Annotated in this window: 17 protein-coding genes and 2 tRNA genes; 11 read left to right on the forward strand and 8 right to left on the reverse strand. The window is 61.0% G+C overall.

Annotated elements, in window-relative coordinates:
- Positions 1-175 precede the first annotated feature (175 nt).
- On the forward strand, positions 176-574 hold the full coding sequence (locus tag DESPIGER_RS02730) for a hypothetical protein (protein ID WP_072332756.1): 399 nt from the start codon (positions 176-178) through the stop codon (positions 572-574).
- Positions 575-926: 352 nt separating this feature from the next.
- Here DESPIGER_RS02730 and DESPIGER_RS02735 read toward each other — a convergent pair whose 3' ends face one another.
- From DESPIGER_RS02735 to DESPIGER_RS02755, 5 genes are all read right to left on the reverse strand, one after another.
- Positions 927-1781, reverse strand: coding sequence for a formate/nitrite transporter family protein (locus tag DESPIGER_RS02735; RefSeq protein ID WP_072332759.1), 855 nt, complete (start codon positions 1779-1781; stop codon positions 927-929).
- Positions 1782-1904: 123 nt separating this feature from the next.
- Entirely contained in the window at positions 1905-2906 is a 1002-nt protein-coding gene (locus DESPIGER_RS02740) for a UDP-N-acetylglucosamine 2-epimerase (RefSeq protein WP_331712406.1), read from the reverse strand.
- 153 nt (positions 2907-3059) lie between these two features.
- The gene (locus DESPIGER_RS02745; protein WP_072332766.1) at positions 3060-3926 is read right to left on the reverse strand and encodes a metal ABC transporter permease; all 867 of its coding nucleotides are present in this window, start codon (positions 3924-3926) and stop codon (positions 3060-3062) included.
- A complete protein-coding gene (locus DESPIGER_RS02750; RefSeq protein ID WP_072332769.1) occupies positions 3919-4755 on the reverse strand; it encodes a metal ABC transporter ATP-binding protein in 837 nt (278 codons plus the stop codon). Before DESPIGER_RS02750 ends, DESPIGER_RS02745 begins: the two co-directional genes overlap by 8 nt.
- Complete coding sequence (locus DESPIGER_RS02755) at positions 4739-5671, reverse strand: metal ABC transporter substrate-binding protein (protein ID WP_072332772.1); 933 nt, start codon at positions 5669-5671, stop codon at positions 4739-4741. Before DESPIGER_RS02755 ends, DESPIGER_RS02750 begins: the two co-directional genes overlap by 17 nt.
- Positions 5672-5820: 149 nt before the next feature.
- Here DESPIGER_RS02755 and mobA point away from each other — a divergent pair, with 149 nt between their 5' ends.
- The 7 genes from mobA to DESPIGER_RS02790 all read left to right on the forward strand — a co-directional run bounded on the left by mobA (position 5821) and on the right by DESPIGER_RS02790 (position 17066).
- The gene (gene mobA / locus DESPIGER_RS02760) at positions 5821-6462 is read left to right on the forward strand and encodes a molybdenum cofactor guanylyltransferase (RefSeq protein ID WP_156831615.1); all 642 of its coding nucleotides are present in this window, start codon (positions 5821-5823) and stop codon (positions 6460-6462) included.
- A 120-nt stretch (positions 6463-6582) separates the two neighbouring features.
- Positions 6583-9180, forward strand: a complete 2598-nt coding sequence (locus DESPIGER_RS02765) for a PEP/pyruvate-binding domain-containing protein (protein ID WP_072332778.1) — start codon at positions 6583-6585, stop codon at positions 9178-9180.
- Entirely contained in the window at positions 9181-10881 is a 1701-nt protein-coding gene (locus tag DESPIGER_RS02770) for a sensor histidine kinase (protein WP_072332781.1), read from the forward strand.
- 9 nt (positions 10882-10890) lie between these two features.
- On the forward strand, positions 10891-11271 hold the full coding sequence (locus DESPIGER_RS02775) for a response regulator (RefSeq protein WP_072332784.1): 381 nt from the start codon (positions 10891-10893) through the stop codon (positions 11269-11271).
- Between the two features lies 1 nt (position 11272).
- Positions 11273-13918, forward strand: a complete 2646-nt coding sequence (locus tag DESPIGER_RS02780) for a PEP/pyruvate-binding domain-containing protein (protein ID WP_072332787.1) — start codon at positions 11273-11275, stop codon at positions 13916-13918.
- Positions 13919-13995: 77 nt separating this feature from the next.
- Positions 13996-14071, forward strand: a tRNA-Val gene (locus DESPIGER_RS02785).
- A gap of 1048 nt (positions 14072-15119) precedes the next feature.
- Positions 15120-17066 carry an FAD-dependent oxidoreductase gene (locus DESPIGER_RS02790; protein WP_072332790.1) on the forward strand — a complete coding sequence of 649 codons (1947 nt, stop codon included), beginning with the start codon at positions 15120-15122 and terminating at the stop codon, positions 17064-17066.
- A gap of 603 nt (positions 17067-17669) precedes the next feature.
- Here the strand turns inward: DESPIGER_RS02790 and DESPIGER_RS02795 are convergent.
- Positions 17670-19136 (reverse strand): hypothetical protein, encoded by a 1467-nt coding sequence (locus DESPIGER_RS02795; protein ID WP_072332793.1) that lies wholly within the window; start codon positions 19134-19136, stop codon positions 17670-17672.
- A 218-nt stretch (positions 19137-19354) separates the two neighbouring features.
- Between DESPIGER_RS02795 and DESPIGER_RS02800 the strand changes: the two genes are divergently transcribed.
- Entirely contained in the window at positions 19355-20560 is a 1206-nt protein-coding gene (locus DESPIGER_RS02800; protein ID WP_072332796.1) for an MFS transporter, read from the forward strand.
- Here DESPIGER_RS02800 and DESPIGER_RS12785 read toward each other — a convergent pair.
- Together DESPIGER_RS12785 and DESPIGER_RS02805 are read right to left on the reverse strand one after the other, a co-directional pair.
- On the reverse strand, positions 20514-20873 hold the full coding sequence (locus DESPIGER_RS12785; protein WP_231927621.1) for a DUF6538 domain-containing protein: 360 nt from the start codon (positions 20871-20873) through the stop codon (positions 20514-20516). The genes DESPIGER_RS02800 and DESPIGER_RS12785 overlap by 47 nt on opposite strands.
- 240 nt (positions 20874-21113) lie before the next feature.
- Positions 21114-21198 (reverse strand) — tRNA-Leu (locus DESPIGER_RS02805).
- Positions 21199-21511: 313 nt separating this feature from the next.
- Between DESPIGER_RS02805 and DESPIGER_RS02810 the strand changes: the two genes are divergently transcribed.
- Both DESPIGER_RS02810 and DESPIGER_RS02815 read left to right on the forward strand, forming a co-directional pair.
- Entirely contained in the window at positions 21512-22432 is a 921-nt protein-coding gene (locus tag DESPIGER_RS02810; protein WP_331712386.1) for a DUF1786 domain-containing protein, read from the forward strand.
- A 29-nt stretch (positions 22433-22461) separates the two neighbouring features.
- Positions 22462-23760 (forward strand): phenylacetate--CoA ligase family protein, encoded by a 1299-nt coding sequence (locus DESPIGER_RS02815; protein WP_072337501.1) that lies wholly within the window; start codon positions 22462-22464, stop codon positions 23758-23760.
- Position 23761 lies beyond the last annotated feature (1 nt).

A 23761-nucleotide genomic window follows, 5' to 3' on the forward strand; every position in this document is an offset into this window, starting at 1 on the left:
ATTTCTGATTCCGATGGCCCTGTCATGCTAGGCGCAGGTCCTTATCTTGTCAAAGCCTATCTGGCGTCTGGCTGTTGCCACGGAACAGAGGGCTGGCTATGCTGGCTTTCAGGAGCGTGTGCGGCCGTCCGGGCAGACGGCCCGTCTTTTTCCCTTCCCCGCCAAGGAGATGCCGATGCAAAAAACACTGCGTGCCCTCGTCGCCCTGCTGCTGTTTCTGCCTGTGGCCGGCATGGCCAGGGATTTCAACGGCTTCAGGGCCGATGTGCCTCCGGGATGGGAGGTCATCGGGGAAAAGGACGCTGTGGTGGGCTTTGTGTCGCCCGGCAGGGAAGCCGTAGTGACCGTGACCGTGGCCTCGGCCAGGGATGTCGATCCGGCGTCCTTCGCTGCGGAGATGGCCCGGGGGCTGGGAGGCAGTGAGCCTGTGGAAGAGGATGGCGTCTACAGGTTCACGTTCGGGAACGATGGCATGGCTGTCGTGCATGCTGCCGGCGCGGACCTGCGCGTGATCTCCCTCACCGGAGGACATGCCGCCATGGAAGAGCTGATCGACAGCATAGAGTGGCAATGAACTGTGCGGGGAAAGCCCCCGCAGCCGTGCCTTTCCTGCCATGCGGGGAGGACACGTTCCGGCCGCCGGCATGTCCCTGCCCCGCTCGGGCGCTGACCAGGGGCGCATCACCGCCACGGGCGTCACAGCCCGGGGCCTGCCGGCATAAAGACTGTGACAGAGGGCAGGGCGGACATCCGTCGGGAGTGGATGAGCGCGCCCTGTCCGTTTTTATGATGGGCCAGAGGAGGCCGCAGCGGATATCCGCAGCGCGGGAACAGGACCGCCAGTCCTCCTGCCCGGCAGCAGAGGGACCGCCTCGTCGCCTCAAGGATACGGCATCTCCCGGGCAGGTTTCCGCACGGCTGCTGTACTAGTGGCCCTGCCCGGCCGGCAGCGTGTTCCGGTGCGTCCACCAGTGGAGCATGCCGACGAACAGGGCACCTCCGGCGATATTGCCCAGGGTGACGGGGATGAGGTTGCGGAGCGCGAAGTTGCTCCAGGTCAGGCTGGCCAGAGCGTCGGCGGACAGGCCCGACGCCGTGGCAAAAAGCTCATTGCCCGCTGCCATGATGCCTGCAGGGATGTAATACATGTTGGCTACGCTGTGTTCGAAGCCGGAAGTGATGAACAGCCAGATGGGAAAGAAGATGCCCAGCATCTTGCCGGTCTGGCTGCGGGCGCTCCAGCAGAACCAGACCGCCAGACAAACGAGCCAGTTGCACATCAGACCCAGGTAAAAGGCAGGCAGGAAATCCAGAGCCACCTTGCCTGCGGCGATGCGCAGGGTCACACCGCCGAGCAGTCCGGCGCCGCTGGCAAGCTGGCCGGACATGACGATCATATGGGCAACGAAGACGCTGCCCAGGAAGTTGCCGAGGTAGACGAACAGCCAGTTGCGCAGCATGGCCGTCAGGGTGATGCGTTTTTCCGCAAGGGCCATGCACATGAGCGTATTGCCGGTGAACAGCTCCATGCCTGTCAGCATGACCAGCATCAGGCCCACGGGGAAAAGGGTCCCTGCCAGACATTTGCCCAGGCCATAGGTCTCCGGGCGGGCGAGCAGGTTGAATGCGGCCATGTTTGACCCTTCCGCGGCAAAGGCGATGAAGGCTCCGGCCCAGAAGCCCAGTACGAGCTGGCGCAGCCAGCAGGCTCCGGCCTTCTTTTCTCCCGCGGCTATACCGAAGGCCACGGTTTCCGGTTGACTCAGCGTAAGCGCATCCATCGCTCCTCCCGGGGATTGTGCTCTTTTGTGCGGGACCCGAAAAAAATTGCCCGGTGAAAACACCAGGGCAGTCTTTTTTCGTTTTTTTCACTGATTGTCAACAGGTTGCGAAAACAGAGAGCATCAATCCCCCTGTGGGGAGGTCCCTCCGGCCCCGTGGGGGATGCCGTCGGCGATGTCGGCGAGGATGGCCATCACAGCGGCCGCGACCCGACGGGATGCCTGGCCGCTGGTCCCGGGCAGGCCCGGATGCGGACAGGGCCGGAGCAGCGCATCACCGGCGGCGGCCAGATCCGCAGCAGAGGGGCAGGCCTTGTGCCAGCCGTCATGGACAGCGACCTGATCAGGACGCAGCGGGGGCAGAAGCAGGACACGCTTGCCGGCATACAGGGCCTCCCGCAGCAGCGAGGGAGAATCACTCACGGCAAAAACGCAGGCACACAGGAGCGAAAGGAAGGCAACATGCGTCAAGGGGGGCAGGATGCGGATACCAGACGGGAGTTGCCGGCCAGGATCCTGGAAACAGGAAAGGGCGGACGGATGCTGTACCAGCAGGATGGAGAGGCCCTGCCGGGCGTGCAGTGCCTGCAGGCCTTCCAGCAGGAGGCGCCTGCGCTCAGGGCTGCGGAGGGTCGCCGGATGCCGGAGATAGCAGAGGATGAACGTGCCAGCAGCCATGCCGTGGCGCTCCGCCTCCTCGAAGGGCCGCAGGCGGGGACGGTCCATTTCGAACAGGTCATAGAGGGTGTCCCCCGTGACGCAGCTCCCCCGCTCCATCAGTTCGGCATGCAGGCGCTGCTCATCAGCAGGGTCAAGGCAGCAGAGCAGGCTGGACAGGCGGTCCGTGAGGCCGGCATGCCGCCCTTCCGGGCAGTTCATGTCTCTCGGCAGCTGCCCGGCTCCCACGTGGATGACCGGGATGCCGTGTTCCGCCGCGGCCAGAGCCGCCGCCAGCGTCGTGACGGAATGGCCGTAGACCAGCACCGCGGCAGGGGCTTCTCGCTGTATCAGCAGACTGGCCCTGCCCATGATGTGGGCCAGCAGGCTCGCATCGGAAAGGGATGCCGGGGCGGGGCCCAGCCGGTGGCAGGGGCTGATGGCGTAGTCCTCCAGCAGGGGGGCCAGAGGGCGTGATCCCCCTTTTCAGCGGAGAGGACAAGACGGGGTTCCCAGGCCCGGAACGTTCGTACCGTACGTTCCACAGGGACATGTTGCAGCAATTGTGAACGCGTGCCGGTAAAAACGAGAACGTGCATGCTCATGGACAGGGCTCCTGTGTCACGAGAGCCGGTGGGGACGACGCAGCCGGGCCCAGATACTGCTGAGGGCGAACCAGACGCAGGCCACGAGGATCATGGTGGCGCCGCTGGCCGTGGACAGCCATTCCTGTGCCGAGAGCAGCAGTCCGGCTATCCCGGACGTGATGGCCACCACCTGGGCCCACCAGAACATGCCGCCCGCCGTCCGGGCAAAGTTGCGGCCTGCCGCCGCCGGTACGATGAGCATGGCCGTGACCAGCAGCACCCCAACGGTCCAGACACAGAACATGACGACCAGGGCCAGCAGGCCGGAAAAGGCATATTGCCACAGGCAGACATTGATGCCGTGGACACGCGCCATGACAGGATTGAGGGCGATATAGAGCAGGCGGTTGTAACCGATGATCTGAAAGACCAGCAGGGCGATGAAAAGAATGGCCAGGCACAGGATCTCGCCCTGGCTCACGGTCAGCACATCCCCGTAAAGAAATTGCTGCATGGTGCGGGCCATGCCCGGCTGGCGGCTGACAACCGCCAGACCGAAAGCCACCACAGCGGAAAAGACGATGCCGATGACCGTATCCGAGGAAAGGGCGCTGCCCCGGCGCACGGCCATGACGGCCAGTCCCACCAGCACGCCGAACGCAGGCATGGACCAGTGCGGATCCACGGACAGGAGCAGGCCCAGGGCCACACCGGCAAAGGCCGAGTGCCCGATGGCATCGGAAAAGAAGGCCATACGGAAGGAGATGACCTCCACGCCCAGGGCCGCCGTCATGGGCATGAGCAGCAGGACGGCCATCAGGGCCTGCTGCATGAACCCCAGCTTGAGGCAGTCCAGCGGCAGCAGGGAAAACACATGACAGATGGAGGAGATATCAGGCATGGCGCTGCCCCCTGTCTTTCCTGCCCGAAGGGGCCATGCGCAGGGCGTGGCACAGGGCGCCGCACTTGTCGCAGGCGGCTTCAGGGTGTTCGCACTGGTTGGGATAAAGATGGATGGGCACGCCGAACAGCTTCATCAGGGTAGGGGCCAGCAATGTCTGCTGGGGCGGTCCCTGGGCGATGATTTTTTTGTTCAGCCCGATGACGTGATCGGCGTAATGGGCCGCCAGGGGCAGGTTATGGGTCACCATGAGCTGGGTGAAGCCCTGCTGCCGCCGGGCAGCGTCAAGGACTTCCCAGAAAAGGCGCTCTCCCTGGAAATCGACCCCCGCAGCAGGCTCGTCCAGCAGCAGGATCTCGGGTTCGCGGGCCAGCGCAGCCGCCAGCAGGACGCGGCGCAGCTCCCCGCCGGAAAGATCGCTCATGCGGCGCCGGATAAGGTGTTCCGCATGGACGGGCGCCAGCGCCGTACGGGCACGCCGGGAGGCGCTGCCCTTGATGCCGAGCCAGAGGGGACGGCGCTGATGCCCCAGAGAGAGGAATTCGGCCACGGTCAGGGGCAGGGCGCTGTCCATCTGCAGGTTTTGCGGCACATAGGCCAGGCGCGGCCGGCCGTTGCGTCCCTGCATGCGGATCTCGCCGGTATAGGCGATCTCGTCGATGATGCAGTGCAGCAGGGTGCTTTTCCCGGCACCATTGGGGCCGACCAGAACCGTGCTGCTTCCCTGGGGGATGGCAGCGGAAATGTCCTGCAGGATATGGAGATCCCCGCGGCGGACGTCCACATGGGCGATGGTGATGGCGGCAGCCTGATCAGCGGGAGAGGGCATCTTCAAGGATCTGGCAGTTGTTGCGCATTTGCTGTTCAAAGTAGTCCGCAGGAGCATTCTCCGGTCCTGATGCCACGGAATCCAGCCGGATGACGGGGATGCCCGTCTCGGCGGCCAGCGTTTCCAGGGGGCGGGGCGAGAACTGGGGCTCGCCTATGAGCAGGACGGGCCGCTCTTTCCTGATATGGTCAATGCACTCCAGCAGCCTGGCGGCGGAGGGGGCCTGTTCTTCGTTTTCCTGCAGGACATCCATGACGTGCAGGCCGGCGGAACGCATCATGTAGGCCAGGGAATCGTGCTGCAGCAGTACGCAGGCGCCGGGGTGGGCGGCACCCAGGGCAGCAAGCCGTTTTTCCAGATCCAGCAGATTCTTTTGCAGGGCAGCCGCATTGGTCCGAATGGTCGCCGTCTGTTTCGGGCAGGCGCGGATCAGGACTTCGGCCATGCTTCCGGCCATCTGGGCGGCGGCGGCAGGAGAAGTGAAGATATGCGGGTTGGCATCATGCGGATGGTCGTGCCCTTCCTCCTCATGGCCGGAGCGGCCGGCAAGCAGGGCGATTCCCTGACTGCAGTCGGCCTTGCGGGCGTCCGCCTGGGCCAGCGCCGGCGCGAAGGCCGCTTCCAGCCCCAGACCGTTCATCAGGATCACGTCCGCAGTGGCGACCTTGGTCAGATCGGCCGGGGTCGGCGCATAGTCATGCGGGCAGCCGGTGGCGGCGGGGATGAGCAGGTCGAGCCGGACATTTTCCAGTCCGGCCACCAGGGGACGGGCCAGTTGCCAGACAGGATATGTCGTGGCCAGAACGTGGACGGGCCGGGAGGCCGCCTGCGCGGGCAGGCCCAGCAGCGAGAGGAGGGCCAGGATCAGGAGGCTTGCAGCCGTTCGAGAGCTGTGCCGGGGTGCGAGTGCGTGCATAGGATAAATCCGAAAATGATTTTCAAAAAGCCTAGTAAAGAACTTAGCTGTCTGTCAACCACAGACTTGCCAGCCTCTCCGGCGGGCATTATGCTGGCAGGAAGACATCTTGGCAAGGCCTTTTGTGGCCGCCAGTGGCAGGAGGGAACGTGGTACGGATCGCCGGTGTCGTTTTGGCGGGGGGGCGTTCCCGGCGCATGGGCCGGGACAAGAGCCTGTTGCGTCTGGGCGGGGAGAGGGCCCCGACCCTGCTGGAACGGAGCCTGGCCGTACTGCGGCCGCTGTGCGCGCCGGTCTGGGTATCGTGCCGGACAGGGCAGACGTTTGCCGGCCAGTGTTGCGTGCAGGACATATTGCCGGTTTCCGGCCCCATCTGCGGTGTCCATGCGGCGCTGGTCCGTGCCCGTGCGGGGGGGATTCCGGCGGTGCTGGTGCTTTCGTGCGACATGCCGTTCATGCATACGGCGATGCTGCGGCGGCTGGTGACGGCAGCGGCCGCCTCTCCCCCAGAGGCCCTGATGACGGCCTTCATGGCGCCCAACGGCTGGACGGAATCCCTGGCCGCCATCTACCGGGTGGAGGCCGTGCCGTTCCTGGAAGCCGCCGCAGCTCAGGGGCGCCTCAAGATGCGGGAGGCCGTGCCCCCGGAGCGGCAGCGCTTCGAGCCGTACGGTGCGGAAGATGCCCGTGTTTTTTTCAATCTCAACACTCCGCAGGATCTGCAGCGGGCGGCGGCCCACCCGGCGGGCAGCATGGCGCAAGCCGGGCGGGAAATTTGCCGAAATCCCTGACCGGGCTTGAATCTGCGGCTTGCTTGGGATATTATGCACAATATTCTGCAGATCGCTTTCCCTGTTTTCTGCAAACCGGCGGACCTCTGTCATCCCTTGTTTTCCCGGACGAGGAGAAGAATGTTTTTAAGCAAGTTTTTCAAACGCTTTGCCAGTGACAAACAGGGCACTTCCGCGAGCGACGGCAGTCCTGAGCATACCTTTGCTGTCCGCCACCATCGCTTCAAGCTGTTCCTGACGGCCTGGAACAAGTTCCAGGAGAATATGACCTCACTGGAATATACCCTGTGCTGCGACCACCCTTTCGGCCTGCACCGGGTGCGGGCCCTGTGCACCAGCGTGGCCACGCAGGTGTACCAGTGCATCCAGCACCTTGAACGGCTCAACCCTTCCCCGTGCAAGGCGCTGTATGAGCGTTTCGACCATCTGCAGACCGCGGTGGCCAGTGAGGTCTACCCGCATGTGCCGTTGCTGGAGGGGCCGTATGTCATCCCGCTGGCAGAAGCGGGCCGGGCAGCGGAGGCCCATCTGGCCGACAAGTCCACTGCCCGCCTGGGCGAGCTGCGCCGGCAGAACCCCGATGTGGTCCCGGACGGTTTCGTCGTGACGGCCGCGGGCTGCATGAGCCTGTTTGCCGGTACGGGCATGCTGGAAGAGATAAACCGGCGCATACAGGCTGCGGGGGGCTGTCTTCCCGAGACATTGCAGGAGCTTTCGGAAAGCCTGCGCGAGCTGACGGAAAGCACGCCCTTGCCGGAGCGGCTGGTGGAAGAATTTTGTGCCGCACTGGCGGCGCTGCGCAAACGGTGTCCGGGAGAGATGCGCCTGCTGTTCAAGGGACGTTTGTGGCCCTGCATGGATGACGGGGAAGACACGCAGGGCACGGATCCCGGACTGCTGGTCTGGGGGCCCACCGTATCCCTGCACGCCTCCGACATGGACATCCTGGCGTGCCTGCACACGACGCTGGCCCGCAAGCAGCAGGCCCAGGCCCTGGTCTACCGGCGTGCCCGCGGTCTGATGGAAACCAATGCCCGCATCTGCATCACCTGTCTTGCCGTGGAGGAGGGCAGCTTCGGGGGCATGGCGCATACGGCCAATCCCATCGACCTGAAGGGCGGCAACGTCCATATCTATTTTTGCAGCGGCCTGCCGCAGGACATGGAATATTCCCTGGTGCCCGTCAACGTGATGCACGTTTCCCGGACGCCGCCCTACAGGGTCAGTGCCCGATGTATGCATGATGCCGAGGACGGCAGCTCCTTTTCCGACCAGGCCGCTGCGGATGTGACCGCCCTGGCCATGGAGCTGGAAGGCCTTTCCGGCCGCCCCCAGTCCATGGTCTGGCTGCGTACCCCCTCAGGACGGACGCAGGTGGTCATGGCCCGCCCCATGGTCATCAAGGCCCGGACCCGGGAAGAACGCGAGGAAGAGGCCGAGTCCCGCGCGGACGACAGCCTGCCTGCGCCCCTGCTGACCGGCGGCGTCACCACCAGCCGCGGCCGGGCCTGCGGCCCGGTGGTCATCGCCCGTTCGTGGTCCGATGTGCTCGATTTCCCTGACGGCGGCATCCTTGTGGTGCAGCGCGACCTGTACCTGTGGGCTTCGCTGGTGGACAGGGCCGGAGCCATCATCGCCGAGGACGGCCTGCTGGGGTCCCGCCTCTTTTCCCTGGCACGCGAATTCGGCATCCCGGCCATGTTCGGCCTGGCCGGTGCCACGGAAAAGCTGACACCGGGAGAAAAAGTGACGGTCTGCACGGAGATGGGCTGTGTTTTCACCGGCCAGCTGGACGAGCTCCTGGCCCAGGCCCGTCCGCCCCGTGACTACCTGCCCGGCAGCCCCGTCTACCGGGTGCTGCAGCATGCGGCGGAGCATATCCTGCCGCTGACCATCGACGTGGACAGCGTGGACTTCAAGGCAGCCAACTGCCAGACGTATCACGATATCGCCCGTTACTGTCACGAAAAGGCCGTCAGCGCCATGTTCACCCTGGGGTCCGACAAGCAGTATGCGGCCCAGCGCATCAAACAGCTGCGGGACAAGGTCCTCAAGCAGTTCTGGGTCGTGAACCTCAATGACGGTTTCGGCAAGGTCCAGCCAGGGCCGGTCATTGATGTGGAGGACATCACCTCCATCCCCATGCAGGCTATCTGGCGCGGCATGAACGCCTATCCCTGGCAGGGGCCCCCGCCGGTGGACGGCAAGGGCTTCCTTTCCGTGCTGTTCGAGGCTACGGCCAATCCCAATCTGGATCCGGCGGCACAGACAGCCTATTTCACGGAAAAGAACTATTTCATGGTGTCGCGCGATTATTGCAGCCTGCATTCGCGCTTCGGCTTCCATTTCGTGTCCGTGGAATCCCGGCTGGGGGACCGTACGCCGGAAAATTATGTGGCCTTCCAGCTGCGCGGCGGGGCCGCCAACATCGAGCGCCGTATCCTGCGGGTGCGCTTTGTGGCCGATCTGCTGTGGGAATTCGGTCTGACGCCGGTGGTCCGCAACGATGCCGTGACCGCCCGCCTTGAGGGCATGGATATGGAAGAAGGCCAGTGTCTGCTGGCTGTGGCGGGATATCTGACCATCCACACCCGCCAGCTGGACATGATCATGCAGGACAGCGCCAAGGTGGCAGCGACCCGCAAGACCATGCTGAATCATTGCCGTATCCTGCTGACTGGCGGAGACCTTTCCCAGATTTCAGCCAAGGAGGAGTAGATGCCTTCCACACGGGAATACAGACGCATCTTCCGCCGTCTGTTCGTCACGCATCTGGGGCTTGCCCTTTTGCCGCTGGTGGCATTGGGGATCTTCAGCATAGACCGCATCAATTCCATCTATGATGAAAAGATCTCTGCCGGTATCGAAGCCGTGTGCAGCAGTAAGCACCGGGCCCTGGATACCTTTCTGCATGAGCGTGTTTCCCAGATAAAAACACTGGCCTTCACGCATGGCCTTGCCGAATTGCGGGATCCCGACCGTCTGAGCCGCATCTTCACGGTCATGCAGCAGAGCGGACGCTCCTTTGTGGATCTTGGCATCATCGGCATGGACGGCCGTCACATCTCCTATGTGGGGCCGTTCGACCTGCGCGATGCCAATTACGTCAGTGCGCCCTGGTTCACGGAGGTATTGCGCAAGGGCGTGTTCGTCAGCGACGTGTTCATGGGCTTCCGCAATGTGCCGCACTTCATCATCGCCGTCCTGCGTCATGAAGGGGGCGAGAGCTTCATCATGCGCGCCACCATCGACATGGAGGCCATCAACAGCCTGCTGCAGCGCGTCTATTCCGGCGAGCGCAGCGATGCGTTCCTGATAAATGAACAGGGCGTGCTGCAGACGGATTCCCGTGACTACGGCCGCATCATGGAGCAGTTCAATGTCACGCTGCCCAATGTGCTGCGTCAGGGTATCGCCCTGGTGCCCCTGCCGTCCCAGCCGGGGGACAGCGGCAGCAAGGAGCCCCTGGCGGCCATGATGCACCTGGATTCCATGCCGTGGCTGCTGGTGGTGGTGGACGATGTGCGTGAAAGCCTCGCCCCGTTGCACCGTCTGCGCATCTACATCCTGCTTTTCGTGGGCCTGGGCGCCGTACTGGTCACGGTGGGGGCCTTTCTGGGAACGCGGTACATCGTTTCCTGTCTGGCCGCTGCCGACCGCAAGCAGGCCCATATCGACGCCCGCATGCTGCAGTCCAGCAAAATGGCGGCCCTCGGCAAAATGGCCGCGGGCGTGGCCCATGAGGTCAACAACCCCCTCATGCTGATCCAGGAAAACGCCGGCTGGATCCGGGACCTGCTGCAGGATGAGAACCCCGGGAACATGGTCAATTATGACGAGATCATGGAGAGCACGGACAAGATCGAAAAGCATGTGCAGCGGGCCAAGGGGATCACGCAGCGCATGCTGGGCTTTGGCCGGCGCATGAACCCCGGCCGTTCGGAGATCATGGTCAACGTGCTGGTGGATCAGGCGACGGAATTCCTCAAGACCGAGGCCCGCGGCCGCAACATCACCATCACGAAGGATTTTTCTGCCGATGTACCTGTCATCCTTTCCGATTCGGCCCAGCTGGAGCAGGTGTTCATCAACATCATCGACAATGCCATCGATGCCATCGGCAAGAATGGCTCCATCACCGTGCGTACCGAACCCTGGGAAAATGGCGCACGCATCTACTTCAAGGATACGGGGCCGGGCATGGACGAAGAGACCATGCAGCGCATCTTCGATCCTTTCTTCACCACAAAGGCAGTGGGCGAGGGTACAGGGCTTGGCCTGGCCATCTGCTTTACGATTCTGGAAAAACTTGGTGGCCGTATCGAGGTCAGCAGCGTTGTGGGGCAGGGGACGACGTTCTGCATCAGCCTGCCCGCGGAACCGCCGAGCCAACCCCTTGAAACCAGTGAAGACGCTTAGGAGAATGCCATGCACGCACTCTTTGTTGATGATGAAGTGGAATTCCTGCAGCTGATGGAAAAACGTCTTTCCCGTCGCGGCATGACCATCGTGACGGCTCCTGACGGGCAGAGCGCACTGGATATCGTCACGGAGGCCATGAAGCAGCCCGAGACCATGTTTCAGGTGGTGGTCATGGATGTGCGCATGCCCGGTATGGACGGACTGGAAACGCTGCGGCATATGAAAAAGCTCGCCCCCCAGCTGCCGGTCCTGCTGCTGACAGGCCATGCCTCCCTCGGCGTGGCCGTGCAGGGTATGGATCTGGGCGCTTACGACTACATGCTGAAGCCCGTGGCCATCAACGAGCTGATCATCAAGATGGAGGAGGCGGTTCGCGCCGCTGCGTGATATGTCCATATTCACACGACTGCGACACTTGCTGGGCGGGCAGAAAGAGCTGAGCCCCGAGGATCTGGCACACGAGGAAGAGCTGAAAAAGCAGCTCCGCGAGCGTTGCGCCCGTTTCCGTCGCCTGCTGTCCTCCAACAAGAACGCGCTCGAAATCATGAGCGAAGTGGAAGAAGCCCTGGCCGGTTCGCATCCCTTCGGCATGAGTTATGTTCGCGGTGCCGGTACGCGGGCGGCGACGGCCGTATACCAGATGGTGCGCGAGCTGAATGCGCTTTCCGACAACCAGTACGAAGATCTGCAGGCCGCCTTCAATGACATCAGCGGCCGCATCACCGGCGTGCTGGAACGGAAGAGCCTGGTCACGGACGGCCCCCTGCTGCTGCCCCTGCCGGACATCCGCCTGGGGGACATGCCGCAGGTCGGCGGCAAGATGGCCAATCTTGGCGAAGTGTCCGCCAATGTGGGGCTGGCCGTGCCGGACGGCTTTGCCGTGACGGTCAATGCCTATCATGCCTTCATGGAATACAATGGCTTGCGCGACGAGATATCCCGCCGCATCCAGAGCGCGGACATGGAGAGCATGGATGACCTGTTCAGTCTGTCGGCCGCATTGCAGCAGTGCATCCTTAACGCGCCCTTGCCGCCGCAGCTGGAACAGGCCATTGAAGCGGCCGTGGCGGGCATGGTGGAACGCTGCGGCAGCGAACTGCGCCTTGCCCTGCGCAGCAGCGCCGTGGGCGAGGATGCCCTGGGCGTGACCTTCGCCGGGCAGTACCGGTCTGAACTCAATGTCCTGCCTGAAGAAGCCTGCGAGGTCTGGAAGGAGATCGTGGCCAGCAAATATGCCGTCACGGCCATGAGCTACCGTTTCCAGCGCGGCATCCCGGATGAGGCGGCCCCCATGAGTGTGGGCGTGCTCAGCATGGTGCAGGCACTGGCCGGCGGCGTGGCCTACAGCCGTGATCCCGTGGCCAGCCGGCAGGGACGGGGCCAGGTGACGCTCAATGCCGTCCCCGGGCTGCCCCAGGCCGTGGTGGACGGGGCCGTCACACCCGACGTGTTCGCCTTCAGCCGTCAGAATCCGCCGGAATTGCTCGAAAAGCACATCGCGCACAAGGCCTTTCGCCTGGATTGTGCTCCTGAGGCGCTACAGGGCGTCGTCCGTTCCGATCTGGAAGGCGAGGCAGCTGTCCGTCCCAGTCTGACGGATGCCCAGGCCCGCGAGCTGGCGCAGGTGGCCCTGGCGCTGGAAGAATTCTACAACGAGCCGCAGGACGTGGAATGGGCGCTGGAGCCCTATGAAGGCAACACGCGCATCGTGGTCCTGCAAAGCCGTCCGCTGTTCGAAAGCGTGTCCGACCAGGCGGCGGAGCCCCCGGCGGCAGTGGCAGGGGACGATCTTCCGGGAGATCTGCCCGTCCTGGCCCAGGGGGGGATGGCCGTCAGTTCCGGGGTCGCCGTGGGGCCCGTTTTCGTGGCCCGCAAGGATGCGGACATGCTTTCTTTCCCGCGGGGCGGCATCCTGGTCATCGAGCGGGCCCAGCCCCGCTGGGCCACGCTGCTTTCCCGGGCTGCGGGCCTGATCAGCGAAACGGGCGGCATGGCCGGCCATCTGGCCTCTGTGGCGCGGGAATACAAGCTCCCGGCCTTGTTCAGCCTGAAGAATGCCGGCCGTTTGCTGGAAAACGCCGGTGAGGTCACGCTGCTGGCCGACCGGGGCACGGTGCTGGCCGGCAGCCATCCCGAACTGATCCCGGCGGGGACGACGCCTCCCAACCTCATGGCCGGGAGCCCTGTCTATCAGCGCCTCAAGGAACTGGCGGCCCTGATGACGCCCCTGCACCTGCTGGATCCTGATTCGCCGGATTTTTCACCGGCCAACTGCACCAGCCTGCACGACATCACGCGTTTCTGCCATGAAAAGGCCGTGGGCCTCATGTTCGACAGCGAGGCGGCCCTCAGCCGTAACATGGGCAAACAGCTCAAGGTGGGTGTCAAGCTGCAGTACTGGGTCATCGACATGGATGACGGCTTCAAGCGCAGCATCAGCGGGCCGCTGGTGGAGCTGGGGGATATTGCCTGCAAGCCCATGCTCGCCTTGTGGAACGGCATGGTGGCCGTGCCCTGGGCCGGGCCGCCGGCGACCAGCGCCTCGGGCTTCATGAGCGTCGTGTTCGAGAGCACCATGAACCGCGAGCTGGAAAGTACGGCGCCCACGGCCATGGCTGACAAGAACTTCTTCATCATCGCCTCGCGCTATATGATCCTGCAGGCCCGGTACGGCTATCATTTCTGCACGGTGGAATGCCTTGCGGGCGAGAATGAACACGAGAACTTCGTCAGCTTCCAGTTCAAGGGCGGGGCAGCGGATGTCAGCCGCCGCATCCTGCGCGCCAGGATGCTGGCCGATTTGCTGGAGACCCACGGTTTCCGCGTGGACATCAAGAACGACTCGATGTTTGCCGTGGCGGAGGCGTACAACGCCGAAGAGACCCTGCGCCGGACGCGCCTGATCGGCTACCTGCTCATCCATAGCCGCCAGGTGGACATGATCATGAAGGATACCGTGCGTGCGGCGGCCCTCAAGGAAAAGCTGGCCGGCGACATGGCAGCGCTGATGGCAAAGCCCTTGCAGTTCAGCTGATCCGCGAGTGCGGTTGACACGCATACGACGTTATATTAGAAGACGGCATGCCTTTTCCGCTCTGGAAAAGACAGCCCGGGCAGTTAGCTCAGCTGGTTGAGCACCGCCCTTACAAGGCGGGGGCCACAGGTTCAAGTCCTGTACTGCCCACCAAATCACGAGAGCGAGGGGGTATATGCAAAAATATCTCCTGATCATGAAAGTCGTTTAGACGTGTGTTACATCATGTGCTAAATCGCTTTTTTATTGCCGGCCGGGAAGGGGATGCCCCTCCCGGCCTTTCTTGTTGCATCGAAGCGGTCAAAGGTCCTAGCAAGATCAAGGTCGCATGTGCTCTTGAATAAGTTTGCGGCGCTACTGGCAGCAATTTGCGCGCGTATCGGCAGTGGAACAGCAAAAGGCGGGGCGGTTTTTTCCCGCCTTTTTTGTTAGTCCGGTTGTCGTTTGGGGGATGGCACAACCGGCATGCGCAGGCACTGGCCCCGGTCCGTTTTCAGGAAGCGGATATACTTGGGCTGCCGTGCCCGGTCAGTGCTGCCCACCTTGCGGCCAGGAGGCAAATGTCACTTTCTGTGGAGGCGGGAATCCGTTTTTCCTCTGTCGGTATCTGCAAGGGCCTGCAGTCTGACACGGTACCTGCTGGGGGCCATTCGCGATTTTTCCCTTATGGTTGCAGGCAGCAAGGCCAGCAGGCTTCGTTCCTGACGATAACATTTTATCTTCAGCAAGTCATAGTATTCGCCCCTCTGGGATACAGCACCTGGACATGGCTTGCCCGGGGAGGGGGGAGGGTCCAGCCTGGTGGCATGGGCTGAACGGCAGTGATTTTTTATTGTAGGAAAATTTTGCTTTTTTTCTATTTTCGTACTATCAAACCAAACACAGGCGGGCATGCCGTGTCCATACGAGGCGAGATGGAGCGGGTAGGGCAGGCTATCCGTCTTTTTTTCAGCTGGATAGCTGCGGGGGAAATGGCCGGGGCGTCTGCGCTGCCTGCTGCCGTGGCCGCGCGAGGCTGTTCTGTTGCAAGTCCCGGCCGGAAGAGGTCAGCAGACCTTTGTGTCACAGGAGTTTCCTTCACGGATGGCCGCCAGAGCCTGTTCAGATCGCTAACATGCTATCCCATCCATTTTTTTGTTTTTCAGATACTTCCCTGAAAAGGTGAAGCGTCATGCCGCCACGGCGACAGAATGGAGTTTTTATGGAAAGAAAGTTCCCCTATTTGTGCAAACCCATCACCATCGGGCGTGTCACGTTCCGCAACCGCATGTTTTCCGCTCCCATGGGTGGTACGGACATCACCAACGACGGCTGCATCGGCCCCAAGTCCACCGCCTTTTATGAGCTGCGGGCCAAGGGCGGCGCCGGTGCCGTCACCATCAGCGAATGCATGGTGCATCCGAAGACCGACGGCAGCCATGCCTATCATCTGGATACGGCCATTTTGAATTCTCTGGCCTCCTTCACCTACACGGCGGACGCCATTCGTCGGCATGGCGCCATCCCCAGTGTGGAGCTTTCGCATTCCGGCATGTATTCCGGTACCTACATGACGGACAAGAGCCGCCAGCACGGCCTTGCCCAGTGGGGACCTTCGGCCTGTGTGCGTCCCGACGGTGTGGAAGTAGGCGAACTGACCCATGAGATGATCGACGAGATCGTGGCCGCTTACGGTCAGGTCGCCGGTCTGGCCAAACGTGCGGGCTTTGAGATGATCATGGTTCACGGCGGGCATGGCTGGCTCATCAACCAGTTTTTGTCGCCCTGGTTCAACCACCGGACGGACGAATACGGGGGCAGCATCGAGAACCGTTGCCGCTTTGCCCGCCGGGTGCTCCAGTCCGTGCGCGAGGCCGTGGGCCCCGGTTTCCCCATCGAATTCCGCATGAGCGGTTCCGAGCTGTTCGAGGGCGGCTATACGCTGGAAGACGGCATCGCCATCGCCAGGGAGCTGGAAGATGGCATCGACCTTTTGCATGTTTCCGCCGGTACGTACCAGCGTGGCTTTGGCGACACGCATCCTTCCATGTTCAAGGAGCATGGCTGCAACGTCTATCTGGCGGCGGAGATCAAAAAGCATGTCTCCATCCCCGTGGCCACCATCGGCGGCCTGAACGATCCTGCCCAGATGGAGGAGATCATCAAGTCCGGCAAGGCCGACGTGGTCTATATGGCGCGTGCGCTGCTGGCCGATCCTTTCCTGCCGGAAAAGGTCATGGCCAACCGGGACGAGGAGATCGTCCGCTGCCTGCGCTGCTTTACCTGCATGGCTGAACGTGCGGCCACGGCCACACGTCGCTGTACGGTCAATCCGCTCATCGGGCGCGAAATGGAAGGCGACCGCGTGCTGCCCGCACCGGAAAAGAAAAAAGTCCTGGTGGCGGGCGGCGGCCCCGGCGGTCTGTATGCGGCCTGGACAGCGGCCCGGCGCGGCCATCAGGTGATTTTGTGCGAAAAAGAAGACAGCCTTGGCGGCATCCTGCGCAGTGAGCAGGCGCTCCCCTTCAAGTACGAGATGTATCAGCTGGCCGGTACCTACACCCACCTTGCCCGCAAGGCTGGCGTGGAGATCCGCCTCAATACGGAAGTGACCGCGGAATATGTGGAGCGGGAGGCGCCCGATGCCCTGATCATCGCCGTGGGTTCCCGTCCGCTGCTGCCTCCCATCCCCGGCCTGAAGGGCGACAATGTGGTCGTGGTCAACAATTACTACAAGGAAAAGGACAAGGTCGGGGAAGATGTGGTCGTTTTCGGCGGCGGACTCGCCGGGTGTGAGTGCGCCATCCATCTGGGCCAGGAAGGCAGGACCGTCCACATCGTGGAGATGCGGGATGTCCTTGCACCTGATGCCAATGTGCGCCACCGTCCTCTGCTGCTGAAGGAAGTGGAGAAGTACGCCACCGTCCACACCGGCTGCCGGGGGCTGGAAGTCCGCCCTGACGGCATCTGGTGTGAAGACAAGGAAGGGCATCAGTTCCTCGTGCCCGGCAAAAGCGTCATCGCGGCCCTTGGGCAGCGCTCGTGTACGGATATCGTGGAAGAATTGCAGGATGGCGCGCCCTTTGTGCGCATCATCGGTGATGCCGCCCGTGTTTCCACCATCACCAATGCCGTCTACTGGGGCTACCACGCCGCTCTGGATATCTGATTCTACCGCCTGTGCGGGGGCGCTCGTGCGCTCCCGCCAGTTTCCAAAAGGACTGTCGGCAGGGGGATTACCGGGAGGCGACGGGCAAACGCGTTGACGCGCCCTTGCTCTTTTGCCGACCGTCGATATGGAGAATCAAACCTGCCCGAGCGACTGCCTCCTAAGCAAGTAGGCGCACGCAGGTTTGCCACAGCAACATGCGGGGCGTAACAGGCGACAAGAGGCAGCGATGATGCTTTGCCTCAGGCGGCAGGCTTCTTTGATGGCCAACGGGAGCTCCTTGGAACACCGCAGCACACCTTTGCCCGGCAGGAGAGGATGTGGATACATGGCTGTCATTCCTCTTCAGTCTGTAGAAGCAGGCTTCTGGCCTGACCCGCCGTACTACGGATAACGGGTACGATAACTGTGCCGTCGTTGAGAGGACTCCACAGGGGACTTGTTCAGGTCTTTCTTTCCCTGAGATGCCTAGCCGATTGCCGGTGCCCTAAAGTCCCTGAGCCGTGAGGACTTGGGACTTTAGGGCACCGGAGCGTGCAAGAACGAAACTGTCCTTGTGAATAAAGTCAGGATGCTAGACACACCATTGTGGTCTTCCTGCGCCTACCGGACAGGCTGATCCCCACGATTCGATATCTTTTTACTGTGCAGCTCCCAGCGAGGCCGCGGATAGTCCCCTTTGATACAGGCAAGGAACTGTTTGTAGGGGAATTGTTCGTCATCGTACAGGCCAAGTTCACCAAAAAAGCATTGTCCATCCGGGCTCATGACAGCTGATTTTATGGTTCGCTCCGAAGGCAGAGATAGCCCGAAATGTTCCAGATAGCGCGCGAGCGGCATGGGACGGGGAATGCTGTCATGGGGCAGGAGGAGGTCTTCATTCCAGATCCAGATTTCAGCATCCATCTCATAGAGGATGGTTTTGCCGTCATCGCTGATATCCAGCCCCATCAGCGCCGGGCCATCGTCGATGGGGATATCGTTTCCCTTGGCATCCAGCCGGACCAGAACGGTCAGGGTCTTGGAATCAAGGAGGAACGGGCGGGCAGGCTTCTTGGGCACTTGCTTCAGATAGAGTGCACACAGGGTGAAGCGGGCATCAAAGCTGGGGATGGAACAAAAGAAATCGTCAAGTATCCAGTCCGCATGCAGGGGGCTGTCTGGAGCCGCTTTTTTCAGTTCGCTGTCCGAAAGAATGCGGCTGCGCCGGAAGCCCGGCCATCTTCCCCAGCGAAAGAGAGGATTTTGCGGATCACCCGCCTGCAGGATGCGTTTCTCCCCCTTGGCCAAATCTACAGAGGCGTGGGGCAGCACACCGCCAAATGCAAGTGGACGTAGTTTGCCTGTTTGCAGATCGACGACCTGAACGCTGTTGTTTTGCTGCTTTTGCAGCAGCTTTTTGCCGTCGCGACTCAGGAGTCTGTAGTACGGGCTGGCGTCAGGCCGGGCGATTTTGTCCAGTACGCGGAATTGATGCCTGTTCCTGACGGAGAACCAGCGGTTGTAATACGGCGTCAATTCCAGATTTTCAGCAGCTTTGCCTTTCGCAGCTGCGGGGGAAGAGGGGGGATTTCTTTTGCCATACCCCAGGGCGGTCTTGCCGTCCGCCGACAGACCGTACCATTCGACATCTGCGATGCCGTGTTTGGACATATACTGCAGCGGTTCGCCGTAGCGCCAGATGAACCCGGGGCGTGCCCAGGTCTGGCCGTACGGAGCAGGGTGGATGGCATCATTGATGGATACGAACCCCAGCATGGAGCGCCCGTCATCGCTGAGGAAATCCCCCATACCAAAATGTCCTTTCGGAGGGGCAAGGCGGACCAGACCAAAGTCCCGGCTCCAGACAAAGGGGGCGCCATCAAGAAAGCCGGTCATAGCCCGGCAGTCCGGTGCGATGGCCTTGATCCGTCCATTGCTGCCAAGGAGCGGAACCATATCCATGATGAAGCCTTCCGAAGGGGCGGAGGGAACGGCATATATCATATCGGGACAGGAAAAAAACAGAGGCGATATGAACAGCAAAAGGATGCAAAAATAATATTGATGGCAATGAAGGAGCCGCTTCATGCTGAAACCTCCCGTTGATCAGTATAGTGCTCAGGAAGGCAGCAGGCTGTCAAGATTACGGGTAAATGTCCTCCCCGTGTCCTGCGTGTGGCTTATATTCTGCACAAGGGTAGAAAATGGAAAACAGCATCCTTATATTCTGTAGAAATATTAATAATTGTAATTATTATATATTGAATTATATAGTTGATAATTATAGAATATAAAAGGAGGTTTCTATGAAAAATATAGAACGTACTAAAGATAAGAATATAGATAAAATACTTTTTACAAGAAATTTTTATCTAATCTGTATTGCAAATCTATGTACATGCATGGCAATATATTCAGTCATGCCCGTACTTCCTCTGTATCTGATCGATGTCCTGCATTGCAAGGAATCGGTGATGGGGATAGGGCTTGCAGCATTCCCCCTGATTGCCCTTGCAGTACGTTCTTTCTCTGGAATGATGTCAGATATGATGGATTGCAAGCGGCTCCTGCTGATTGCCACCACCTGCTGCGCCATTTTTTTCCCTCTGACATACATGGCAGCGACAATATCGATTTTTATCTGCATACGGTTGTTGCACGGTGTAAGCTTTTCCATCATGACGACCTCACAGGCAACGATGGCAGTCGGTTTTATTCCTGAGAAAAAACTGGGGATGGGGATCGGGGTATTCAGCAGCATGCTGTCGCTGGGGATGATCCTTGGTCCCATGCTGGGCTTGTATGTAACAAGCAGATTTTCTTATGCTGCTGCTTTTGGCTTGCCCTTTATCTTTGCCATGTTGGGTACCTGCTTGCAGCTCTTCATAACATCACCGCAAAAAATACAGGCGGCAAAATCCAGAAAGCCTACCTGGGACATGCTTTTCATGCCGCAAGGCCTCTACGCCCTGTCCTCATTGTTCATTGCAGCATTCATGCTTGGGATGATCTCAAATTATACCTCAGTACTGGCCAGAGACACCGGTCTGGACTCCTATGCCAGTGCGTTCTTTTTGCTGATGGGGATAGGGCTCCTGGTGAGCCGTCTGTTTTCCGGCTATATTGTGGATAAAGGGTATCTCGTCCTTCTTGTCTGCATGGCGGATCTGGTGGCACTGGGCGCTGCGCTGCTTCTTGCCCGGACGACATCGCCGGTACTTTTTCTGGGATGCGGTGGGCTGCTGGGCATGTCGCTGGGGGCGCTCCTGCCCAGCTATCAGACAGTGCTTGTACATCTGGCGGACAAAACAAAGCGGGGGGTCGCCAATGCCATGTACTTTATCGGGATGGATAGTGGCATATGCCTTTCCCTCCTGATGGGAGGTGTTATCTCACAGTCATTGGGAATGGATGTCGCCTATATGGTTGCAGCCTGGGGACAGCTTGTTTCACTGGGGATATTCCTCAGATTTGTTGCACCCCAATATCGCGCTGTTCTCGGTTCTGAATAATGCGGCGTGCTGGCACGACATCCCCTGTTGTCCTGCGACCAGAAGAAAAAGGAGGACGTTTTTTGTCGGCACTGTCTGGGGGGCTGACATCCTTTCCCTGTAGAGAAGACAGATGCTGGATAAGGATATGCCGCAGCGTGGGAAGATTAGGTACGCCAGGCAACGAAGCATGCAGCAAGGCAAAAAGCTGGCAGGCAAGCAGCTTGGCTTCCTGACGAAAACAGGTTCCCAGGCTCAGGCGTATCTCGGCATTCCCCAGACGTTTTTTGGCAGCAGCAGGCAGAGCGCAACGAAAATAGAAGATGCGGCCCACACAAAGAAGATGCTGGCCGGAACGGCGGGTTGCTGGGTGGGAGTGGCACATGCTGTGCGGGTGAGCAGCGGTGTCAGAAGAAGCGGCAGCGGATGGCATTTGAGGCACCTTTTGTACCACCTGTTTGCCCCAAATTCGTCAAGGCAGGAAAAACAGGGGACAGGATGGGCTTGCAGCGCTGTTCGAAACAAGAAAAAAAGAAAGGGTTGCGGCTACTTGCCACAACCCTTGATATCTTGCTGGTGCCGAGGGCGGGAATCGAACCCGCACGGCGGTTGCCACTACCACCTCAAGATAGCGTGTCTACCAATTCCACCACCTCGGCACAAGTGGAGTGATACAGAAAACCGCTGGCCTTGGCAAGAACTTTTTTTCGTTTTGGAAATTTTTTTGTCCTGTCCGTCCAGGAGGCTGGGGGCTTGCGTTGGGCACAGCTTACCGGTACACCAAGAAACGGCAAACTTTACCATTGTTTTGCCTGGAGAAAGATCATGGATGACGCTGTTCGCTCATTTTTGCAAAAAACAGGCCCTGTCCTTTGCGTTGACATCGGCAGCGGCACGCAGGACGTCCTTCTGGCCCGCCCGGGACTCGAGGTCCATAACTGGCCACGTTTTGTGCTGCCTTCGCCAGCCCGGATGGCAGCACAGCGCATACGCGAACTGACCCTGCTCAAGCAGGCGGTATGGCTCTATGGAGAAAATATCGGCGGCGGTTTTGGCCTTGCCGTGCGCGACCATATCAAGGCCGGCTTCACTGTCTGCAGTACGGCCAGCGCTGCCAGCGCCCTGCACGACAATCCTGCGGTGGTCCAAAGCATGGGCGTGCAGATAGCGGAGCAATGCCCGCCCGGGGCTGTGCCGGTGCCGCTCTCGGATTATTCGCCGGAATTTTTTGCCGGACTGCTGCGGCAGGCCGGGCTCCCGTTGCCCCATCTGGTGCTGGCGGGCTGTCAGGATCATGGCTTTCATCCCAATGGCAACCGCATGGGACGCATGCAGGCCTGGACGGCCCTGTTGCAGTCCTCGGCCTTGCCTGCCAACTGGATCTATGAGCAGCCACCGGCGCAATGTACCCGTCTGCTGGCTTTGCAGAAAAGGACAGGAGGCCCGGTGGCTGATACCGGTACTTGCGCGCTGCTGGGAGCCCTGTGTGTGCCGGAGGTCATGAAGCGGAGCTGGCGCGAAGGGATCACCATCATCAATGTGGGCAACAGTCATACCGTGGCGGCGCTGGTCTATCAGGGACAGGTACGCGGTATCTACGAGCACCACACCGGCATGCGCACCCTGCAGGAATACCTTGCGGATCTTGAACAGTTCCGGCGTTCCTGGCTGCCGTGCGAGGAGGTCCTTGCGCACGGGGGGCACGGTACGGCGTTTGGCCCTTACTGTGAGGAAGCCGGAGGCTACGAACCCACCTATATCCTGGGGCCGAAGCGGGAATTTTTGCAGGGACAGGGACAGTTCCTGGCCCCGTATGGCGATATGATGCTGGCGGGCTGTTTTGGCCTGCTCTGGGGATGGGCGCACAGGGGCGATGACGCCGGGCGTTTATAAAGATGGACAAGCAGCAACAAGGTTTTGACATGGAAGTTTTCGATACAGCGGAATTGTGGAGCAGGGATCAGATCGAACACACCCAGCTGACGCGTCTCAGGGCCACGGTGGCCCATGTGCGCAAGAGCGAGTTCTATCGCCGCCGTCTGGATGAAGCCGGCGTGACGCCCGGGAGCATCACGTCGCTGGACGATATCCGGCGCATTCCCTTCACCACCAAGCAGGATCTGCGGGACCAGTATCCCACGGGGCTTTTGTGCGTGCCGCGCAGCGAGATCGTGCGCATGCACTGCTCCAGTGGAACCACGGGCAGTCCTGTGGCCATCTGCCATACGCAGAACGATATCAACTGCTGGGCTGATCTCATGGCCCGCTGCCTGTACATGGTAGGCGTACGCCGTGATGATGTGTTCCAGAACATGTCCGGTTACGGTCTGTTCACCGGGGGCCTGGGGATCCATTTCGGCGCCGAGCGCCTGGGCTGCATGACCATCCCCGCCGGCCCCGGCAACTCGCGCCGCCAGATCAAGCTGGCCAAGGACTTCAGGACCACGGTCGCCCATATCCTGCCGTCCTATGCGCTCATCCTTGGCGAGCATCTGCGCAATATGGGCGAAGATCCGCGCGACTTTCCCCTGCGCATCGCCGTGGTGGGGGCCGAGCCCTATACGGTGGAATTCCGGCGCCGTATCGAAGAACTCTTCGACATGAAGGCCTACAACTCTTACGGCCTCTCCGAGATGAACGGCCCGGGCGTGGCCTTTGAATGCCAGAACCAGAACGGCCTGCATGTCTGGGAGGATGCGTACCTGCCGGAGATCGTGGATCCCAGGACCGGCGAGCCCGTGCCCGACGGCGAGATCGGCGAACTGGTCATGACCTGCCTGTGCCGTCAGGGCATGCCCATCCTGCGTTACCGCACCCGCGACCTGACCCGTTTCCTGCCCGGGGAATGTTCCTGCGGCCGTCATCACCGCCGCATCGACCGCATCCTGGGCCGCGCGGACGACATGTTCATCATCAAGGGTGTCAATGTCTATCCCATGCAGATCGAGCAGGTCATCATGACCTTCCCCGAAGTGGGGCAGAATTACTGCATCCTGCTGGAGAACGACGGCATCGGCGACGTCATGCGCGTGCAGGTGGAGATTCGCGACGAATACTTCGTGGAAGACATGCGCTGCCTGCAGGGCCTGCAGAAAACCATCGCCCAGCGGCTGCGTGACGAGATCCTGGTGACGCCGCGTGTGGAACTGGTGCAGAGCAACAGCCTGCCCAGCAGCGAAGGCAAGGCCGTGCGCGTGTACGATACCCGCGTCAAGAAGTAGG

It is taken from the genome of Desulfovibrio piger, from assembly GCF_900116045.1.
GTDB lineage: Bacteria > Desulfobacterota > Desulfovibrionia > Desulfovibrionales > Desulfovibrionaceae > Desulfovibrio > Desulfovibrio piger_A.

Coding starts and splice junctions, on each gene's coding strand:
- DESPIGER_RS02810 (WP_331712386.1), top strand. CDS start 21,512: ATGGCAGCACAGCGCATACGCGAACTGACCCTGCTCAAGCAGGCGGTA.
- DESPIGER_RS02800 (WP_072332796.1), top strand. CDS start 19,355: ATGAAAAATATAGAACGTACTAAAGATAAGAATATAGATAAAATACTT.
- DESPIGER_RS02795 (WP_072332793.1), bottom strand. CDS start 19,136: ATGAAGCGGCTCCTTCATTGCCATCAATATTATTTTTGCATCCTTTTG.
- DESPIGER_RS02765 (WP_072332778.1), top strand. CDS start 6,583: ATGTTTTTAAGCAAGTTTTTCAAACGCTTTGCCAGTGACAAACAGGGC.
- DESPIGER_RS02770 (WP_072332781.1), top strand. CDS start 9,181: ATGCCTTCCACACGGGAATACAGACGCATCTTCCGCCGTCTGTTCGTC.
- DESPIGER_RS02755 (WP_072332772.1), bottom strand. CDS start 5,671: ATGCACGCACTCGCACCCCGGCACAGCTCTCGAACGGCTGCAAGCCTC.
- DESPIGER_RS02730 (WP_072332756.1), top strand. CDS start 176: ATGCAAAAAACACTGCGTGCCCTCGTCGCCCTGCTGCTGTTTCTGCCT.
- DESPIGER_RS02780 (WP_072332787.1), top strand. CDS start 11,273: ATGTCCATATTCACACGACTGCGACACTTGCTGGGCGGGCAGAAAGAG.
- DESPIGER_RS02815 (WP_072337501.1), top strand. CDS start 22,462: ATGGAAGTTTTCGATACAGCGGAATTGTGGAGCAGGGATCAGATCGAA.
- DESPIGER_RS02735 (WP_072332759.1), bottom strand. CDS start 1,781: ATGGATGCGCTTACGCTGAGTCAACCGGAAACCGTGGCCTTCGGTATA.
- DESPIGER_RS02745 (WP_072332766.1), bottom strand. CDS start 3,926: ATGCCTGATATCTCCTCCATCTGTCATGTGTTTTCCCTGCTGCCGCTG.
- DESPIGER_RS02775 (WP_072332784.1), top strand. CDS start 10,891: ATGCACGCACTCTTTGTTGATGATGAAGTGGAATTCCTGCAGCTGATG.
- DESPIGER_RS02750 (WP_072332769.1), bottom strand. CDS start 4,755: ATGCCCTCTCCCGCTGATCAGGCTGCCGCCATCACCATCGCCCATGTG.
- DESPIGER_RS02790 (WP_072332790.1), top strand. CDS start 15,120: ATGGAAAGAAAGTTCCCCTATTTGTGCAAACCCATCACCATCGGGCGT.